The sequence below is a fragment of the Mangrovimicrobium sediminis genome, from assembly GCF_004745945.1.
In the GTDB taxonomy this organism is placed as follows: domain Bacteria; phylum Pseudomonadota; class Gammaproteobacteria; order Pseudomonadales; family Halieaceae; genus Mangrovimicrobium; species Mangrovimicrobium sediminis.
In genome coordinates this window covers 110,494-127,022 of sequence record NZ_SRLE01000004.1, presented here as the reverse complement: position 1 = coordinate 127,022, position 16,529 = coordinate 110,494, and the positions used below count along the sequence as shown (strand labels likewise).

The window sequence follows — 16,529 nt, the reverse complement described above, 5'->3', positions numbered from 1 at the left end:
TGCGCGGCGTTCACCTCGCGCCCGGCGCGACAGCCGATGCCCGATCCCGCCGAAGGCTTTATACTGGAACCCCTTTCACGGCCACGGATGCCCGGCATGTCCATCATCGACAAGAACACCCAGCCCTTCGACGAACAGGCCGCACTGCAAGCGCATATCGAGGACGTCCTCGGTGTGACCGCGCCTTCGGGCACTGCATTGAATGTCCTGCATCGAGTAGTGCACACGGTGTTCAAGCCGGTGGTGGTGGGCGCGGAGAAAATTCCCGAGCGCCCCTGCCTGTTCGTCGGCAACCACAGCCTGTTCGCACTGGACGGCTACCTGCTCGGTCCGATCTTCTTCAACGACCTCGGTCGCTTCGTGCGTGGCCTCGCCGACCGTTTCCTGTTCGCCTCGCCCAAACTGGGCGAGTTCCTCAAGGACTATGGCTGCGCCCTGGGCCACCCGCAGGTATGCTCCGCGCTGATGGAAGCCGGGCAGGACATCATGGTATTCCCCGGCGGTGCCCACGAGGCGGTCAAGCCGGCCAGCGAGATCTACCAGCTGCAGTGGCGCGAACGCTACGGCTTTGTGCGCCTGGCCGCCCAGCACGGCTACACCATCGTACCCTTCGGCACGGTCGGCCCGGACGAGTTGTACGGCCACCTGCTGGAGGGCCAGGACATTCCGGACTCGCCCCTCGGCACACTGCTCAAGCGCCTGGGGGTACTCAACGAGAACACCCGCCCGGACATGCTGCCGCCGTTGCCGGTCGGCGCGCTGGGCACGCTGATTCCCAAGCCGCACCGCATCTACATGGGCTTTGGCGAGCCCATAGACCTCAGCCGCTACGCCGGGCGCACGCCGACCAAGCGCCAGCAGCAGAAGATCCGCGGTGAGGTGGCAGAGCAGATCGAGGAACAGATCGCCCAGATGATGGTGGTGCGGGCACGCAACCGCGGCAACGAGGGCCTGTTGCGCCGCCTGCTGACGATCTGAGTCGCTCCCGTGCGCGCACGCAGATGGCTGGCGCTGGTGGCAGTCGCCGCCAGCGTGCTGGTCATTGCAGGAGCCGGCGTGTTCGGCTGGTATACGCCGCGGCAGATGATCTACCGGCCGCCGCACACGATCGCTGTGACACCTGCGAATGTTGGCCTGGCCTACACGGACTTCACCCTGGAACTGGCGGACGAGGCGCTGTCCATCGCCGGCTGGTGGATGCCCGCGGCCCGGCCCCGCGCCGCATTGCTATTCCTGCATGGCGGCGGCTCGAGCCGCAACAGCGAGTTTTTTCGCAGCCTGGACTTCTACCGCGCATTGGTGGAGCAGGGCATCTCCGTCGCCGCCATCGACCTGCGCAACCACGGCAACTCTGGCAGCGATGGTCGCGGACTGCAGTTCGGGCGCACGGAGAAAATCGACGCGCTCGCCGCCCTGGCCTGGATGCGCGAGCGCAGCCCGGACCTGCCGCAATTCGTGATGGGAGTATCGATGGGCGGCGCCACCGCGCTGCAGGCCCTGGCGGCCGGCGCGGCGGTGGACGGCGTGATCCTGCTGGACCCGGCCCTGGACACCGCCAGCGTGCTGGCCCAGGCCGCCTGGGCCGAGACCGGGCTGCCGCCGGCCCTGTTCGGCCTGTCGACGCGGGTCGCCATTGACGGCTACGGCCTGCCCGGGGGCGAGCAACAGGCGCTGGCGATCGCCACGCGGATGCGCACCCCCACCCTGCTGATACAGGACCCGGAAGACCCGATAGCGCTGGCCGGGTTCGCCCGCGCTGTGGCGTGTGACAACCCACAGATCAGCTACCTGGAAGTCCCCCCTGTGTCCGAAGCTGAGCGCGCCGGACTCGCCTGGAAAGGCAAATGGGGCAGTCATGTGGCCGCCTTCAGCCTCTACCCGGATCAGGTGCTGGAGAGCATCGAAGCGTTTATCGAGGGAGCCGGCGCCACCGCACAGCAGTGACGGCCGGCTTGTGGCGCAAGCCGCTGCGCCGCGAGGGTTTAGCGGTAGAGCTCGCCGCCGTTGGCCACCTGGTACAGGAAGGCGGCATACACCGCGACATTCTGCGCCAGGTCGTCCGGGTCGATCTTGTCCAGGGTATCGTCCGCCGTGTGGTGCAGGTCAAAATAATCCAGGCCGTTCTGCAGCAGGGTGACCACCGGGACGCCGCTCTCGCGCAGGTATTTGAGGTCCGGCCCGCCCCTGGCGCGGTCGTTGCCGGGCACCACACCAAACACCGCCATCGGCTGCGCCAGTGCCAGTGCCGCGTCGCGCGCGCCCTCGCCCACCCCGGTATCGAAGCGCCAGATACGCCCGGCACCGAAATCCGACTCCGCGGCAATCACATGGTTGGCGAGTTCCTCACGGTGCGCCTCGGCGTAGGCTTTGGCGCCGACCAGGCCGACCTCCTCGGCGCCGAACAGCACGATACGCACAGTGCGTGCCGGACCGCGCGGCATGGCATCCATCAGGTGTTTGGCCGCCGCAGTGACGATAGCCACGCCGGCGCCGTCGTCCACCGCACCGGTGCCCAGGTCCCAGGAATCCAGGTGGGCGCCGACCAGCACGATCTCCTGCGGCGCCAGGCGCCCCGGAATTTCCGCCACCACGTTGGCGGACTTGCCGGCGGGACGCTGCTGCGGGGTAAGCACCAGGCGTACGCGCGCGCTGCCGGCGCGGGCCAGTACCCGGGCCAGTTGGTCGGCGTCCGGGGCGGACAGCGCCGCCGCTGGTACGCCGGGGTTGTCGCCGGGCTCGGTCACCCGGCGCATCTGGCCGGTGTGCGGCAGGCGATGGCTGTGGGTGCCCACCGAGCGGATCAATACCGCCAGTGCACCTTTTTCATGGGCGGCGTAGGCCGCCGTGCGCCGTTTGGCCGCCGCCACACCATAGCCGGAACCGTCCTGGGTGCGGGTCATGACCTCGTCGACGAACACGATACGCCCGGCCACCGCGTCCGCCGGAAGCCCCTGCAGCGCGGCCACCGTGGCTACGGACAACACCTCGCCCTCCACGCCCTCGGGGCCGGTGGAGACACTGCCGCCCAGGGTGGTAACGGCCAGCGGCTGCGGAAATGGGGCGGTGATCTCCGCGATTTCCAGGCCGCGCCGCCACACCGGTAGCTCGAAGGGTTCCTGGCGCACATTGCTGAAACCCAGTGCCTTGAGTTTGTCCACCGCCCAGCGGCGCGCCCGCGCCTCCTCCGGCGTGCCGGCCAGGCGCGGCCCAACCTCGGTGGTGAGGGAAGTGACCAACTCGTAGGCCAGGCTCTCCTGCGCGACGCGCTGGGCGAATGCCTGTGCCTCGGCAGCGCCCTCCCCGGCGCGGGCCAGGGACAGCGGCGCCAGCGCCAGCAGGAGCGCCAGTGCCCACGGTGGCGCCAGCGAGTGAGAACGATAGAGAGTGGACAGGAAACGGGACATGCGGGTACCTCCTCGAAACCCCGATACTACGCGTTCGCCCTACAGCCGGGCAACGCGCCACTGGACGAGCGGAGGACCGTCACCAATACTCCAGCAGCCGTCGCGACCGCGGCGCGCCCAACGACAGGATTTTCACCATGCACAAAAGCAAACTGGTCGGCTTCATCATCGACTGCCAGACCGAGGACCTGCAAACCGCCGCGGATTTCTGGAGCCAGGCACTGGGCATGGCCCTGTCCGGCGAAGAGGACGAGAAATACGTAGTCCTCGAGGACCCACACGACGAACTGCATATCGAGGTGCAGAAGGTGGAACACGAAAGCCGCGTGCACCTGGATATCGAGACCGACGACATCGAGGCAGAGGTGCGCCGACTGGAGGCCCTCGGCGCCCAACGGGTGGGCAAGGTCAGCACCTGGTGCGTGATGCAGGCGCCCACCGGACAGCGGTTTTGCGTGGTGCGCAAGTCCTCCACCGCGTTTGACGCCAAAGCCAACGTCTGGGCGGACTAGCCTCGACCGCTCAGGCGGCGCGGGGAATCACTCCGCCGCCGCAAACGCCTGCATACGGTCCACCAGCGCCACCGGGCAGGTTTCCACCAGCAGCAGTTCGCGATGCTGCTGGCGCACGAAGCCCTCGGCGACCGCGTTATCGAGGAAGGCGAGCAGGCTGTCGTAGTAGCCCTCGACATTGAGCAGGCCGACCGGCTTGCGGTGGAAGCCGAGCTGATTCCAGGTCCACACCTCGAACAACTCCTCCATGGTGCCGAGGCCGCCGGGCAGCGCCACCATGCCGTCGGAGGCCTTGGTCATGGTCATCTTGCGCTCGTGCATGTTCTCCACCACATGCAGTTCGGTGACGCCGTCGTGGCGTTTCTCGCGCTCGGCGATGTCAGCGGGAATCACGCCCACCACCCGGCCGCCCGCCGCCAGGGCGGCGTCCGCGGACACGCCCATCAGGCCGACATGGCCGCCGCCGTAGACCAGGGTGATACCGCGCCCGGCCAGTTCCCTGGCCAGCGCCTGCGCCGCCTCGGCATAGGCGGGGCGGTTTCCGGGGTTGGCCCCGGTGTACACACAAATGGATTGCAAGCCTGTTCTCCTTACCTGTTCTGGACTCACTCGCTCTGAACTGAACTGCTCTGGACTGGCCTGGCCTGGACTAACGCGGCCTGCTCCAGCCCGGTCTGGACCAGTTCACTCAGGGACAATCGGATAACCCCGTTCACACGTGCTGGTCGATCAGCACCGGGTTGCCATCGGGATCGAGCATGGCGATATGCGCCGGCCCGCTGCCGCTCTCGTCGGCCTCCTGGGTCAGCGCGATACCCTGCTCGCGCAGGTGGCGCTGGATCTCACGCACGTCGGTGAATTCCTCGAGATTGCCGGCCTGGGCATCCCAGCCGGGGTTGAAGGTGAGCGCATTGCGCTCGAACATGCCCTGGAACAGGCCCAGGGTGGTGTCGCCGTTACGCAGGATCAGCCAGTTCTGGTCCTGGTCGCCGCCCACCACCGCGAAGCCCAGGGCCTCGTAGAATGCTCTTGAGGCCGCGATATCCTTCACCGCGAGACTGACCGAAAATGCGCCGAGTTGCATCGCTCCCTCCTGTTGTCCGCCACTCGCCTGTATTATGGCAGGTCGAGCCGCCAGGTGAATGCCGCAATGCAAACCGACCAACCGCGCTGGCCGTTCCGCTGGGAACTGCTGGTGCGCTACCGCTACATCGAGACCATCGCCCTGTGGGAGGGGCGCCTGACCACGCGCCACCTGTGCGACACCTTCGGCATCGGCCGCCAGCAGGCGAGCAAGGACATCAACAACTACCTGCGCGAGGTCGGTCCCGGCAACCTCGAGTACGACAAGTATCTCAAGGGCTACAAGCCCGCCGCGGACTTCTCACCGCGCGTCACCCAGGGCCTGGCGGACGAGTACCTGCACCTGGTGGCGCGCAACAACGAACTGGCTGGCATGTTCGAATCCCTGGCGCTGGACGTGGGCAATATCGAGGTGCTCGCCCAGCCGGTGCGCGACGTGGCGCCACAGACCCTGCGTCCCATCCTGCAGGCGGCGCGCCAGCAGCGACGACTGGAGTGCGACTACGTCTCGCTCAACCATCCGGACCGCGAGGGGCGCATCATCGTGCCTCACACGCTGGTATTTACCGGCCTGCGCTGGCACGTGCGCGCCTGGTGCGAGAAAAACCAGGAGTACCGGGATTTCGTGCTCAGCCGCTTTCGCGACGTACCGGAGATCATGGACCCCTCGCCCCACGGCGTGGAGGGCGACAGCGACTGGACCACCCGGGTGGAGATCCGCATCGAGCCGCACCCGGGGCTGTCCCCCGCCCAGCGCGAGGTGGTGGAGTGCGACTACGGCATGCGCGATGGCGCCCTCGCTATCGAGACCCGCGCGCGGCTGGTACCCTATGCGCTCAAGCTCCTGCACATCGACCCGCTGGAGGAACGCACGGACCCCATGGCACAGCAGATCGTCGTCGCCAACCGCGACGCACTGGCGCCCTGGCTGTTCGGCTGACAGATATGAGCGAACAACCGAATCCCTACGAAGAGGCCTATAGCGAAGAGGGCCTGCGCGACAAACTGGGCCGCTACGCGAAAACCGCCGGGCGCGAGGTGGTGGAGAAGGCGCTGCTGCTGTACTACGCCGCGCAGCAGGACGACACTCCGCGCTGGGCCAAGGCGACCATCATCGGCGCCCTCGGCTACTTCATCGCGCCGCTGGATGCCATCGTCGACCTGACCCCGGGCATCGGTTACGCCGACGACCTCGGCGTGCTGGCCCTGGCCCTGGCCACCGTCGCCAGCCAGGTCAACGACGACGTGCGGCAGCGCACGCAGGCGCGCCTGACGCAGTGGTTCGGGGGCGAGCAGCCGTCGCCGGAGGGCGGAGACGCTGACAAAGAGAAAGAATAATCCAGCTGAGATAAATCTCTTAACAGATTGTTTTTATAATATTTTTCCAATACTTAAAGCTGATTCTACGCGGTGTTTCAAGCAGCGGTGACGCTACCCCGCCCCCGCCGCAAACGTATCGCAATCCTCCAGGCTGCCGCCCTCGAAGCCGGCGCGGAACCAGCGCACGCGCTGCTCGGAGCTGCCGTGGGTGAAGCTGTCCGGCACTACCTGACGGCCCGCTTCGCGCTGCAGGCGGTCGTCGCCGATCGCCGAGGCGGCGCGCAGGGCTTCCTCCAGGTCGCCGGGGTCGAGCATCTGCCGCTGGGTGTGCGCCGCGTGCCCCCAGATGCCGGCAAAGCAGTCGGCCTGCAGTTCCTGGCGCACGGAGAGCGCATTGACCTCGGCGGCGCTGCGTCCCGCCCCCGCCTGGTGCACTTTCTGGCTGATGCCGAGCAGGGTCTGCACGTGGTGGCCGATCTCGTGGGCCAGCACGTAGGCCTGGGCGAAATCCCCCGGGGCGCCGTGGCGCCGGGCGAGATCATCGAAGAAAGACAGGTCGATGTACACCTGCTGGTCGCCGGGGCAGTAGAACGGCCCCACGGCGGAGGTGGCGCTACCGCAGGCGGAATTGACGCGGCCGGTGAACAGTACCAGGGTCGGGTCGCGGTAGGTGGCGCCGCGGGCGCTGAAGATCTCGCGCCAGGTATCCTCGGTATCGGCGAGCACCACCGCGACGAAATCCGCGCGCTGCTGCTCCGCCTCGCTGAACTCGGCAGTGCGCGGCGCGCTGCCGGACGAACCCCCGGCGAGCAGCGAGAGCACATCGACCCCGAGCATCTGCCCGCCGACCAGCACCACAAGCCCGACCACGAGGATGGTGCGGCCGGTTTTCGAGCGCAGCAGGCCCGGTAAAAAGCGCAGCAGCAGGGGCGCTGCCCCGGCCGCCGCCATACGCGGTGCGCTTTCGCCGCGCCGGTCGTCCACGTTGTCACTACGCCTGCCGTCTTCCCAGCGCATGGGTACCCTCCACTTACAGTCACCCTAATCTAGCAGCCGTGGAAAAACTGGCAAGGCCGCCGGCATGTGGTTAATCTGGCCGGGTTTGCCACAGGAGTTCCCCCGCACCATGAGCATTCTGATCGGCGGCAGCGATGCCGGCCAGGTATTCCTCGATCCGCGCTACGCCAATCGACACGGCCTGGTGGCCGGCGCTACCGGCACGGGCAAGACCGTCACCCTGCAATGCCTGGCCGAGGGTTTTTCCGACCTCGGCGTGCCGGTGTTCCTGGCCGACGTCAAGGGCGACCTCTCCGGCCTGTGCCAGCCGGGCAAGCCGCACCCCAAGGTGGATGAGCGGGTGGAGAAGATCGGCATTGCCGACTACAGCCAGCGCGGCTACCCGGTGGCTTTCTGGGACCTGTTCGGCAAGCTCGGCGTACCGGTGCGCGCAACCATCTCCGAGATGGGTCCGCAGCTGATCTCGCGCCTGCTGGAACTCAACGAAACCCAGGAGAGCGTGCTCACCCTGGTGTTCGAGTTCGCCGATGCCGAGGGCATTCTGCTCGTCGACCTCGCCGACCTGCGCACCACCTTGCTCTACCTGGCCGACCACAGCGCCGACCTCGGCACCGGCTACAGGGTGGCGAAATCCTCGGTCAACGCCATCCTGCGCCGGCTGCTGATGCTCGAGCGCGAGGGCGGCAAGTCCTTCTTCGGTGAACCCGCACTGCAGCTGTCGGACTTCATGCAGGTGACCCGCGAAGGGCGCGGGGTGATCAATGTGCTGGCCGCCGAGACACTGATCCTCAGCCCGCGCATCTACTCCACCTTCCTGCTGTGGCTGCTCTCGGAGTTGTTCGAGACGCTTCCGGAACTGGGCGACCCGGAAAAACCCGTGCTGGTGTTCTTCTTCGACGAGGCCCACTTGTTGTTCAAGGGCGCGCCGAAATCCCTGCTCGAGAAGATCGAGCAGGTGGTGCGGCTGATTCGCTCCAAGGGCGTCGGCGTTTACTTCATCACCCAGAGCCCGGCGGACATCCCGGACAGCGTGCTCGGCCAGTTGGGCAACCGCGTACAGCACGCCCTGCGCGCCTACACGCCGAAAGAACAAAAAGCGGTGCGCGTCGCCGCCCAGTCGTTCCGCGAAAATCCCGCGCTGGACACGGTGAGCGTGATCAGCGAACTGGGCGTGGGTGAAGCGCTGGTCTCGACCCTGCAGAACAAGGGTATTCCCGCGCCCGTGCAGCGGGTGCTGGTACGCCCGCCCAGTTCACGCATGGGCAAGGCCAGCGCCGAGGAACGCAAGCTGCAGATCGAGCGCGATCCCAACCTGCGCCTGTACGGCACCGCGGTGGACCCGCGCTCGGCCCACGAGGTGCTCACTGAGCGCATGAAGGCGATGCAGGCGGAACAGGACGAGGCGGAGCTGAAAAAACGCGCGAAGAAAGCCGGCACCACACCGGCGCGCAGCAGTTCCCGCCAGAGTGTGGGCGAGGCCTTCCTCAAGAGCCTGGCGCGCAGCCTGGGTTCCGCCACCGGCCAGCGCCTGATGCGCGGCATTCTCGGTTCGCTGCTCAAGTGACCCTGGCTGAAGCTTCAGTTTGCCCTGGCACTTCAAGTTGCGCTGGAACTTCAGATTACGCTGAAACTGCAGATTGCACTGGAGCTTCAGTTTGCATGCGAGCCTCAGCTTGCCACAGCGGACACCGCCCGGTCCGGGCGGCCTCCCCGCGGTTGGCAAGCCCGGCCCACGCGTGTATAGTTCCGCCCCGGCTGGCCAGTGATCCTGGCTGAAACCACTGAAACAGCAACCCGCAGGCCCTACCCTGGCACCGCGGGTTCCTGTTTCTTCCAACCCGATGGAAATACTATGTCCCTACGCCTGCTCGGCGCGGTCATCGCCGCCGTCACCGCCCTCGCTTTGTCCGTTGCACCGGTTTTTGCCGAACCCCCTTCCAAACCCGCCGCCATGTCCGACAGCGCAACCGCGTCCGCGCAGGCCCGCGAGCTGTTCGCCGAAATCTGGGCAGGCTACCTGAGCCGGGATCCGGAAGAGCAGACCGACCTCGGCATCAAGGATGACTACGACAAGTGGAAGGACTACTCCAGCGCGGCCCTGGACCGTGAGCTGGCCCAGGACAAGGCCGACCTGGCACTGCTGGAAGCCATCGACAGCGACACGCTGGATGCGGCCACCGCGCTCAGCCACCGCCTCTACAGCGACCGCCTGCGCGCGGAAATCGACGACTACCGCTGGCGCTACTACAAGTACCCGGTCGACCAGATGCGCGGCAAGCAGTCGGAGATTCCCGCGTTTCTCATCAACAAGCACCGCATCGACAGCAGCGAGGACGCTGCGGCCTATATCGCCCGTCTCAACGGCATATCCGGGCTGATCGACCAGGTCATCGAGCGCCTCGAACTCAGCGCTGAGAACGGCATCGTGCCGCCGGATTTCGTGCTGCCCCACGTGCTGTCCGACGCCCGCAACCTGATCAGCGGCGCGCCCTTCGACGGCGGCGAACCCAGCCCGCTGCTGGCCGACTTCAGCGACAAGATCGGCGCCCTGGAGATCTCCGCGGCGGAGCGCTCGCGCCTGCTGCGCGAGGCGGAAACCGCCCTGCTGGAGAGCGTACAGCCGGCCTACCGCAGGCTCATCGCCGAGGTAGAGAAGCTGCAGAAAAGTGCAAGCCACGACGCCGGCGTCTGGCGCCTGCCCGACGGCGATGCCTACTACGCCAACCGCCTGCGCTACTTCACCACCACCGACCTCAGCGCCGAGCAGATTCACGCGCTGGGCCTGGCGGAAGTAAAACGCATCCACGGCGAGATGCGCGCCATCAAGGACAAAGTCGGCTTTGAGGGCAGCCTGAACGAGTTCATGCAGCACCTGCGTGAGGCGGACCAGTTCTACTACCCGGATACAGATGAAGGCCGTGCCCAGTACCTGGCCAAAGCCAACGCGGTACTCGACGACATGCGCGAGCGCCTGCCGGAACTGTTCCTGACCCTGCCCAAGGCGCCGCTGGTGGTGAAGGCAGTGGAACCCTTCCGCGAGAAATCCACCGGCAAGGCGTTCTATACCGCGCCGGCGGCGGACGGCTCGCGCCCCGGCATCTACTACGCCAACCTCTACGACATGCGCGCCATGCCCACCTATCAGCTGGAAGCGCTGGCCTACCACGAGGGCCTGCCCGGCCACCACATGCAGATCGCCATCAAGCAGGAGCTCGAGGAACTGCCGGACTTCCGCCGCTTCCAGGGCTACACCGCCTACAGCGAGGGCTGGGGCCTGTACTCCGAGGCGCTGCCCAAGGAGATCGGCCTGTACCAGGACCCGTACTCGGACTTCGGCCGCCTGGCCATGGAGTTATGGCGCGCGGTACGCCTGGTGGTGGACACCGGCATGCACGCCAAGCGCTGGAGCCGCGAGCAGAGCATCGAGTTCTACGTGGCGAACACGCCCAACGCGCGCTCCGATGCGGTGAAGATGGTCGAGCGTCACGCGGTGATGCCCGGCCAGGCGACCGCCTACAAGGTGGGCATGCTGAAGATCGTGGAGGAGCGTGAGAAGGCGCGCGCCGCACTCGGCGACAGGTTCGACCTGCGCGCCTTCCACGACGTGGTACTGCGCAACGGCGCGGTGCCGCTGTACGTGCTCGAGGAGCAGGTGGACGCGTACATCGCCGCCAACCGCGCGCCCTAGGGCGCGCTTCAGCGGCGCAGTTTCGCCACGCCCTGCACCACCAGCAATACCACCGCGCCGGCCAGCAGGCCGACAATCACGCCGGCCAGGGTCGGCAGCAGCGCACCCAGCGCCGGCGCCATGCCGGCGGCCGCATGCTCCACCGCGTGTCCCAGCGGGTGTATGCCGTGCAACAGGATGCCGCCGCCGACCATGAACATGGCCACGGTGCCGATCACCCCCAGCGCTTTCATCAGCCAGGGCGCGAAGTTGACCAGGCCCTGGCCCAGGCTCCGCTGCACCCTGCCCCAGCCGCTGTCGCGTTCACTGCCGCGCTCGAACAGGTAGAGGCCGATGTCATCCAGTTTGACGATACCCGCGACCAGGCCGTAGACGCCCAGCGTCATCACCAGGGCGATACCCGCCAGCACGCCGATGCGCACGATGAATTCGGACTCGGCGACAATGCCCAGGGTAAGCACGATGATCTCGGCGGAGAGGATAAAGTCCGTGCGCACCGCGCCGCGGATTTTCTCGCGCTCGTACTGCACCAGGTCCACCGCCGGGTCTTCCAGCTTCTGTACCAGCTTGTCGTGCTCGGCGGCATCCTCGTCGGCGCTGTGCAAAAAGCGGTGGGCGACCTTCTCGAAACCCTCGTAACACAGGTACAACCCGCCGGCCATCAACGCCGGGGTGATCAGCCAGGGCGCGATGAAGGATACAAGCAGGGCCAGCGGCACCAGGATCACCTTGTTCAGCAGCGAGCCGCGGGCCACCGCCCATACCACCGGCAGCTCGCGCTCGGCGCGCACGCCGGTGACCTTCTCCGCATTCACCGCGAGGTCGTCACCGAGCACGCCGGCGGTTTTCTTCGCCGCCACCTTGGTCATCAGCGAGACGTCGTCCAGCACCGCCGCGATATCGTCCAGCAATACCAGCAAACTGCCGCCAGCCATGCGCTTCTCCAGCCCGTTTCAGAAGCCCCAAGTGTGCCCGCGGGGGCGCCAAAACACTAGTTCCCGGGTTCTCTGGCGGGTAAAATGCGCGGCTATTTTTTCACCAGCCCGTTTTTGACCAGCACGCGGTAGCCCCGACATGACCACGACAGCAGCGCCGGAACTGCTCTCCCCCGCCGGCACCCTGAAATCCATGCGCTACGCCTTCGCCTACGGTGCCGACGCGGTGTACGCCGGCCAGCCGCGCTACAGCCTGCGCGTGCGCGAGAACGAGTTCAATCGCCTGGAGAACCTGGCCGCGGCGATCGACGAAGCCCACAACCTGGGCAAGCAGTTCTACCTGGCCTCGAATATCGCCGCGCACAACGACAAGGTGCGCAGCTACCTGCGCGACCTCGAACCGGTGATCGAAATGGGGCCGGACGCGCTGATCATGTCCGACCCGGGCCTCATCATGCTGGTGCGCGAGCGCTGGCCGGACCAGGAAGTGCACCTTTCGGTGCAGGCCAATGCGGTGAACTGGGCCGCGGTGGAATTCTGGCGGCGCCAGGGCATCAGCCGGGTGATCCTCTCGCGTGAACTGTCGCTGGAGGAGATCGCCGAGATCCGCGAGCACTGCCCGGGCATGGAACTGGAGGTCTTCGTCCACGGCGCCCTGTGCATCGCGTATTCAGGACGCTGCCTGCTCTCGGGCTACATGACCCACCGCGATTCCAACCAGGGCGCATGCACCAACTCCTGTCGCTGGGAGTACAACGCTCACGCCGCAACCGAATCCGATACTGGCGACCTGATCGCGGTGGACGGCGTCGGCCAGTTCTCACCGCAGGACAGCGCGCCCAGCCCGGCGCAGGAGCCGATGCTGCTGCAGGAGAAGAACCGCCCCGGCGAATACATGCCCGCCTACGAGGACGAGCACGGCACCTACATCATGAACTCCAAGGACCTGCGCGCGGTACAGCATGTGGAGCGCCTGGTCGGCATCGGCGTACATTCGCTAAAGATCGAGGGGCGTACCAAGAGCCACTACTACGTGGCGCGCACGGCGCAGGTCTACCGCCGCGCCATCGACGCCGCGGTGGCCGGCGAACCCTTCGACATGCACCTGCTCGCGGAACTCGACCACCTCGCCAATCGCGGCTACACCGAGGGTTTCTACCGCCGCCACGTGCCCAGCGAATACCAGAACTACGAGGTCGGCCACTCCGGCAATCCCAACCAGCAATTCGTCGGCGAAGCCGTGGCCTGTGACGGTAAGTGGCTGACCATCGATGTGAAAAACCGCTTCGGGGTGGGCGATACACTGGAGTTGATCACTCCCGCGGGCAACCGCAGCTTTGCCCTGGAGGCGCTGGAATCACCCCAGGGCAAGGCGCTGGACGTGGCGCCGGGGTCTGGCCACGTGGTGCGCATCCCGCTGGCCGAGGCCGCCAGCCTGGATGGCGACGGCGGTCACGCGCTGCTGATGCGCCACCTGTAGGACGGCGCCGAAGCAATCCCGGTACGGTAGTTCCACAGCCGCAAGCCAGCGCTTGCGTCCATCTGCGACTGCGCCTTCAATAACTGCGCGCTTTCCCCCTCACTCGGCGCGCGGCGGTACCACGGGCTTCTTGCGCCGACGTTTGGCCGGCACCCGCATGCGCGACTTCGGGTAGCGCGGCAGCTTGCCGGTGGAGAGGTAGCGGTGAATGCTCTCCTGTGAGCGGATGTGCGCCACGCCCTTTTTCTCCGGCACGTAGGCGTTGGCCTGGTCGCGGTCGATGATGCGGCACTTCACGTTGTCGTGCCACTGCTGGTCGAGGATGTCCTGCAGCATCTGCTGCGCCTCCGGGTCCTGCACCGGCGCCATCACCTCCACGCGGTAATCGAGGTTGCGCGTCATCAGGTCCGCCGAGCTGATCAGGTAGCGCGGGTTGCCGCGGTTGTAGAACACGTAGACGCGCGGGTGCTCGAGGTAGCGATCGACGATGCTCAGCGCCTCGATATTTTCCGACAGGCCCTTCACACCGGGCACCAGCGAGCACATGCCGCGCACGAGCAGGCGAATGCGCACGCCTGCTTCGCTGGCCTCGTAGAGCTTCTTCACCAGTTCATGGTCGACCAGGTTATTGCACTTGAGCGTCATGCGCGCGAAGTAACCGGCGCGCGCGTGGGCGATCTCCCGGTCGATGAGCTCGGTGATACCCGGCCGCGTGGTGTGCGGCGAGACCAGCAGCACCCGGTATTCCGGGCGCTTGTAGTTGTACTGCAGGAAATCGAAGACGTTGTACACGTCGCGGCCGATGCTCTGGTCGTAGGTGAGCAGCGTGAAGTCAGTGTAGATGCGCGCGGTCTTCTCGTTGAAGTTGCCGGTGCCGATATGGCTGTAGTAGCGCACCGCGTTATTCTCGCGCCGCTCGATAAGAATCAGCTTGGAGTGCACCTTGAGGCCGGGTATGCCGAACAGCACGTTGATCCCGCTGTCGGTCAGCCGCTGCGCCCAGTCGATATTGGCCTGTTCGTCGAAACGCGCGGCCAGTTCCACCACCGCCAGTACGCGCTTGCCGTTGTCCACCGCATTGACCAGGGCGTCGATCACGCGCGAGTTCTTGGCCACCCGGTACAGGCAGATTTTGATGTCGGTGACCTGCGGGTCCAGCGCCGCGGTCTTGAGCAGGTCGATGAGGTAGTCGAAGGGGTGGTACGGGTAGTACAGCAGCACGTCCTTGTCGCGGATCGCCTCGAACATGCTGCCGGGCTCGTCCAGGCGCGGCACACGGATCGGCGGCAGCGGCTTGAACGCCAGGTATTTCGGCCCGACGTTGGGAAAGCCGATGAAATCCTTGGAGTTGTGGTAGCGGCCGCCGGCGATCAGGCTGTCGTACTTGCCGAAGCGGAAGCGCGCACTGAGGTACTCGAGCAGGCGTGAGGGCATCTCCGCATCGTAGGACATGCGCACGGCGTCGGCCCGGCGGCGCTGCTTGAGGCTCTTCTCCATGCGCTCGAGCAGGCTCTGGGTGATCCCGGTGTCGATCTCCAGTTCGGCGTCGCGGGAGAGCTTGAAGCAATAGGCGTGCGCCTCGTCCACCGGCATGACGCCGCGGAACATCTGCGGCAGGCAGGCGCGGATGATGTTGTCGAGGACGATGAACACCTTGCCCTGCTTGCCCTTGCGCTGCGGGATCTCGACGAAACGGCCGATGCGGTCGGTGGGCACCTCGACCACCGCGTAGCGGTAGCTCTCGCCGGAGCGGATCTCCACGGCGAGGTACAGCGACTCGTCGTTGAGCGTGGGCATGGGCCGGCCGTCGCGCAGCAGGATCGGGTCCAGCTCCGGCAGTACCTTGTCGGTAAAGTAGCTCTGCACAAAGGCCGACTGGCTCTCGTCGAGTTGGCGCTCGTTGATCATGTAGATCTTGCGGCTGGAGAGTTCGTCCATGATCTGTGCATAGATCTGGTCGAATTCCTTCTGCAGCGAGTACACGCGCTTGAGGATCGCCGCCAGCAGGCTCTTGAAGTGCTCGCGGTCGGCGCCGCTGGACACCGAGATCAGGCGCCGCACCTCGGCCACGCGCACGCGGAAGAATTCGTCGGAGTTATTGGAGAAGATACCGAGGTAACGCACGCGCTCGATCAGCGGCACGGTGTCATCGGCGGCCTCCTGCAGCACGCGCGCATTGAACGAAAGCCAGCTCAGTTCCCGCGGGTAATACAGTTCGTGCTCGCGCAGGTCGACCACGCGATTCTTGACGGGGTTGCTCATAGAGTTCCTGTAACGCGTCCCAACGGGAACAATCTAGTACAGATTTCCCGGAAACTGAATTACAAGATTGTGACAACGGCGAGCAAGCACTCGGCCGCCAACAAAAAAAGCCCGGTAATTCCCCGAAACGTTCGGGGCCGGGCTTAAGGTAGGGATCGGTATCAGGAGATCGCAGCGCCGCTTCAGGCGGCCCGGGCAGTCTCCTCGGGGAACGCGCTGCACACGGCGGCAAAACTGTAGTCTTCCATCTGCAGGGCGCGCAGAACCGGCAGCACCTCCTCACTGTCGCGTGCCTCGCTGCGCTTGCGCACCGCGGCGAGCAGGCCCACACGCTTGGCCAGCTGCCAGGTGCCGGTGGCGCGGGTACGGCGGCCGCGCTGCTGGCTGATCGCCTCCTCGTAGGCGAAGATGGCGCGCACCGCCGCAACTTCCGCGGCATCCGTCGCCCCGTAGGCTTCGGTGCGCAGGTCGACGGCACGACGGAACGCCTGCACGGCGAGTTCCGGGTGACCCTGGCGCTGGGCGTTGCGGGCGAACACGTAGCAAAGTTCCGGTTCGCGGATTCGTTCGACGAGTTCGTGCATCTGGCTCCTCCTGTGCCGGTCGCCCGGCGTTGCTTGATGGAGCCATAGTAGGGATAAGCCCGCGCGCGCCACATGGCCGCCCGCGCCACCCGCATGACCGCGGGCGACAACCCGTACAAGAAGCTATTTCTAGCTTTAAGCTTGGCTTACAACTGATTGTTTTCTGGATATTCCGGGCAATAAAAAAGCCCACCTACACGGGGAAGTGAGGCGGGCTAACAGCCGTATGCTTCGGGGCAGAAAC

At 66.1% G+C, this 16,529-nt stretch carries 15 protein-coding genes; 8 read left to right on the top strand and 7 right to left on the bottom strand.

All coding sequences use genetic code 11. From position 1 onward, the window contains the following. The first annotated feature begins 96 nt into the window (after window positions 1-96). The gene (locus E4634_RS04010) at window positions 97-978 is read left to right on the top strand and encodes a lysophospholipid acyltransferase family protein (RefSeq protein ID WP_135441318.1); all 882 of its coding nucleotides are present in this window, start codon (window positions 97-99) and stop codon (window positions 976-978) included. A 9-nt stretch (window positions 979-987) separates the two neighbouring features. Next, window positions 988-1,944, top strand: a complete 957-nt coding sequence (locus E4634_RS04005; protein ID WP_135441317.1) for an alpha/beta hydrolase — start codon at window positions 988-990, stop codon at window positions 1,942-1,944. Window positions 1,945-1,982: 38 nt separating this feature from the next. Here the strand turns inward: E4634_RS04005 and E4634_RS04000 are convergent, their stop codons facing one another. Further along, complete coding sequence (locus E4634_RS04000) at window positions 1,983-3,404, bottom strand: M20/M25/M40 family metallo-hydrolase (protein WP_135441316.1); 1,422 nt, start codon at window positions 3,402-3,404, stop codon at window positions 1,983-1,985. Between the two features lie 137 nt (window positions 3,405-3,541). On the opposite strand from E4634_RS04000, the gene E4634_RS03995 reads away from it, so the two are divergent. Then, window positions 3,542-3,916, top strand: coding sequence for a VOC family protein (locus E4634_RS03995; RefSeq protein ID WP_135441315.1), 375 nt, complete (start codon window positions 3,542-3,544; stop codon window positions 3,914-3,916). Window positions 3,917-3,943: 27 nt separating this feature from the next. On the opposite strand, the gene E4634_RS03990 is transcribed toward E4634_RS03995, so the two are convergent. Both E4634_RS03990 and E4634_RS03985 read right to left on the bottom strand, forming a co-directional pair. Further along, a complete protein-coding gene (locus E4634_RS03990; protein ID WP_135441314.1) occupies window positions 3,944-4,495 on the bottom strand; it encodes an LOG family protein in 552 nt (183 codons plus the stop codon). 133 nt (window positions 4,496-4,628) lie between these two features. Then, a complete protein-coding gene (locus tag E4634_RS03985) occupies window positions 4,629-5,000 on the bottom strand; it encodes a VOC family protein (RefSeq protein WP_135441313.1) in 372 nt (123 codons plus the stop codon). Between the two features lie 66 nt (window positions 5,001-5,066). On the opposite strand from E4634_RS03985, the gene E4634_RS03980 reads away from it, so the two are divergent. Continuing rightward, on the top strand, window positions 5,067-5,939 hold the full coding sequence (locus tag E4634_RS03980) for a helix-turn-helix transcriptional regulator (protein WP_135441312.1): 873 nt from the start codon (window positions 5,067-5,069) through the stop codon (window positions 5,937-5,939). Between the two features lie 5 nt (window positions 5,940-5,944). After that, window positions 5,945-6,337 (top strand): YkvA family protein, encoded by a 393-nt coding sequence (locus E4634_RS03975; protein WP_135441311.1) that lies wholly within the window; start codon window positions 5,945-5,947, stop codon window positions 6,335-6,337. Between the two features lie 93 nt (window positions 6,338-6,430). Here the strand turns inward: E4634_RS03975 and ypfJ are convergent, their stop codons facing one another. Next, entirely contained in the window at window positions 6,431-7,336 is a 906-nt protein-coding gene (gene ypfJ, locus E4634_RS03970) for a KPN_02809 family neutral zinc metallopeptidase (protein ID WP_135441310.1), read from the bottom strand. Window positions 7,337-7,445: 109 nt separating this feature from the next. Here ypfJ and E4634_RS03965 point away from each other — a divergent pair, with 109 nt between their 5' ends. Together E4634_RS03965 and E4634_RS03960 are read left to right on the top strand one after the other, a co-directional pair. Next, the gene (locus E4634_RS03965; RefSeq protein WP_135441309.1) at window positions 7,446-8,900 is read left to right on the top strand and encodes a helicase HerA-like domain-containing protein; all 1,455 of its coding nucleotides are present in this window, start codon (window positions 7,446-7,448) and stop codon (window positions 8,898-8,900) included. 288 nt (window positions 8,901-9,188) lie between these two features. Beyond that, window positions 9,189-11,024 carry a DUF885 domain-containing protein gene (locus E4634_RS03960; protein ID WP_135441308.1) on the top strand — a complete coding sequence of 612 codons (1,836 nt, stop codon included), beginning with the start codon at window positions 9,189-9,191 and terminating at the stop codon, window positions 11,022-11,024. A gap of 8 nt (window positions 11,025-11,032) precedes the next feature. Here E4634_RS03960 and E4634_RS03955 read toward each other — a convergent pair whose 3' ends face one another. Further along, window positions 11,033-11,959 carry a DUF808 domain-containing protein gene (locus E4634_RS03955; RefSeq protein ID WP_135441307.1) on the bottom strand — a complete coding sequence of 309 codons (927 nt, stop codon included), beginning with the start codon at window positions 11,957-11,959 and terminating at the stop codon, window positions 11,033-11,035. 139 nt (window positions 11,960-12,098) lie between these two features. Here E4634_RS03955 and trhP point away from each other — a divergent pair, with 139 nt between their 5' ends. After that, the gene (trhP, locus tag E4634_RS03950; protein WP_135441306.1) at window positions 12,099-13,439 is read left to right on the top strand and encodes a prephenate-dependent tRNA uridine(34) hydroxylase TrhP; all 1,341 of its coding nucleotides are present in this window, start codon (window positions 12,099-12,101) and stop codon (window positions 13,437-13,439) included. A 99-nt stretch (window positions 13,440-13,538) separates the two neighbouring features. On the opposite strand, the gene ppk1 is transcribed toward trhP, so the two are convergent. Together ppk1 and E4634_RS03940 are read right to left on the bottom strand one after the other, a co-directional pair. Beyond that, the gene (gene ppk1 / locus E4634_RS03945) at window positions 13,539-15,701 is read right to left on the bottom strand and encodes a polyphosphate kinase 1 (RefSeq protein ID WP_135441305.1); all 2,163 of its coding nucleotides are present in this window, start codon (window positions 15,699-15,701) and stop codon (window positions 13,539-13,541) included. Window positions 15,702-15,883: 182 nt separating this feature from the next. Further along, window positions 15,884-16,285, bottom strand: a complete 402-nt coding sequence (locus tag E4634_RS03940; protein WP_135441304.1) for a hypothetical protein — start codon at window positions 16,283-16,285, stop codon at window positions 15,884-15,886. Window positions 16,286-16,529: the final 244 nt, after the last annotated feature.

Coding starts and splice junctions, on each gene's coding strand:
- E4634_RS04010 (WP_135441318.1), top strand. CDS start 97: ATGTCCATCATCGACAAGAACACCCAGCCCTTCGACGAACAGGCCGCA.
- E4634_RS04000 (WP_135441316.1), bottom strand. CDS start 3,404: ATGTCCCGTTTCCTGTCCACTCTCTATCGTTCTCACTCGCTGGCGCCA.
- E4634_RS03995 (WP_135441315.1), top strand. CDS start 3,542: ATGCACAAAAGCAAACTGGTCGGCTTCATCATCGACTGCCAGACCGAG.
- E4634_RS03985 (WP_135441313.1), bottom strand. CDS start 5,000: ATGCAACTCGGCGCATTTTCGGTCAGTCTCGCGGTGAAGGATATCGCG.
- E4634_RS03980 (WP_135441312.1), top strand. CDS start 5,067: ATGCAAACCGACCAACCGCGCTGGCCGTTCCGCTGGGAACTGCTGGTG.
- E4634_RS03975 (WP_135441311.1), top strand. CDS start 5,945: ATGAGCGAACAACCGAATCCCTACGAAGAGGCCTATAGCGAAGAGGGC.
- ypfJ (WP_135441310.1), bottom strand. CDS start 7,336: ATGCGCTGGGAAGACGGCAGGCGTAGTGACAACGTGGACGACCGGCGC.
- E4634_RS03965 (WP_135441309.1), top strand. CDS start 7,446: ATGAGCATTCTGATCGGCGGCAGCGATGCCGGCCAGGTATTCCTCGAT.
- E4634_RS03960 (WP_135441308.1), top strand. CDS start 9,189: ATGTCCCTACGCCTGCTCGGCGCGGTCATCGCCGCCGTCACCGCCCTC.
- E4634_RS03955 (WP_135441307.1), bottom strand. CDS start 11,959: ATGGCTGGCGGCAGTTTGCTGGTATTGCTGGACGATATCGCGGCGGTG.
- trhP (WP_135441306.1), top strand. CDS start 12,099: ATGACCACGACAGCAGCGCCGGAACTGCTCTCCCCCGCCGGCACCCTG.
- ppk1 (WP_135441305.1), bottom strand. CDS start 15,701: ATGAGCAACCCCGTCAAGAATCGCGTGGTCGACCTGCGCGAGCACGAA.
- E4634_RS03940 (WP_135441304.1), bottom strand. CDS start 16,285: ATGCACGAACTCGTCGAACGAATCCGCGAACCGGAACTTTGCTACGTG.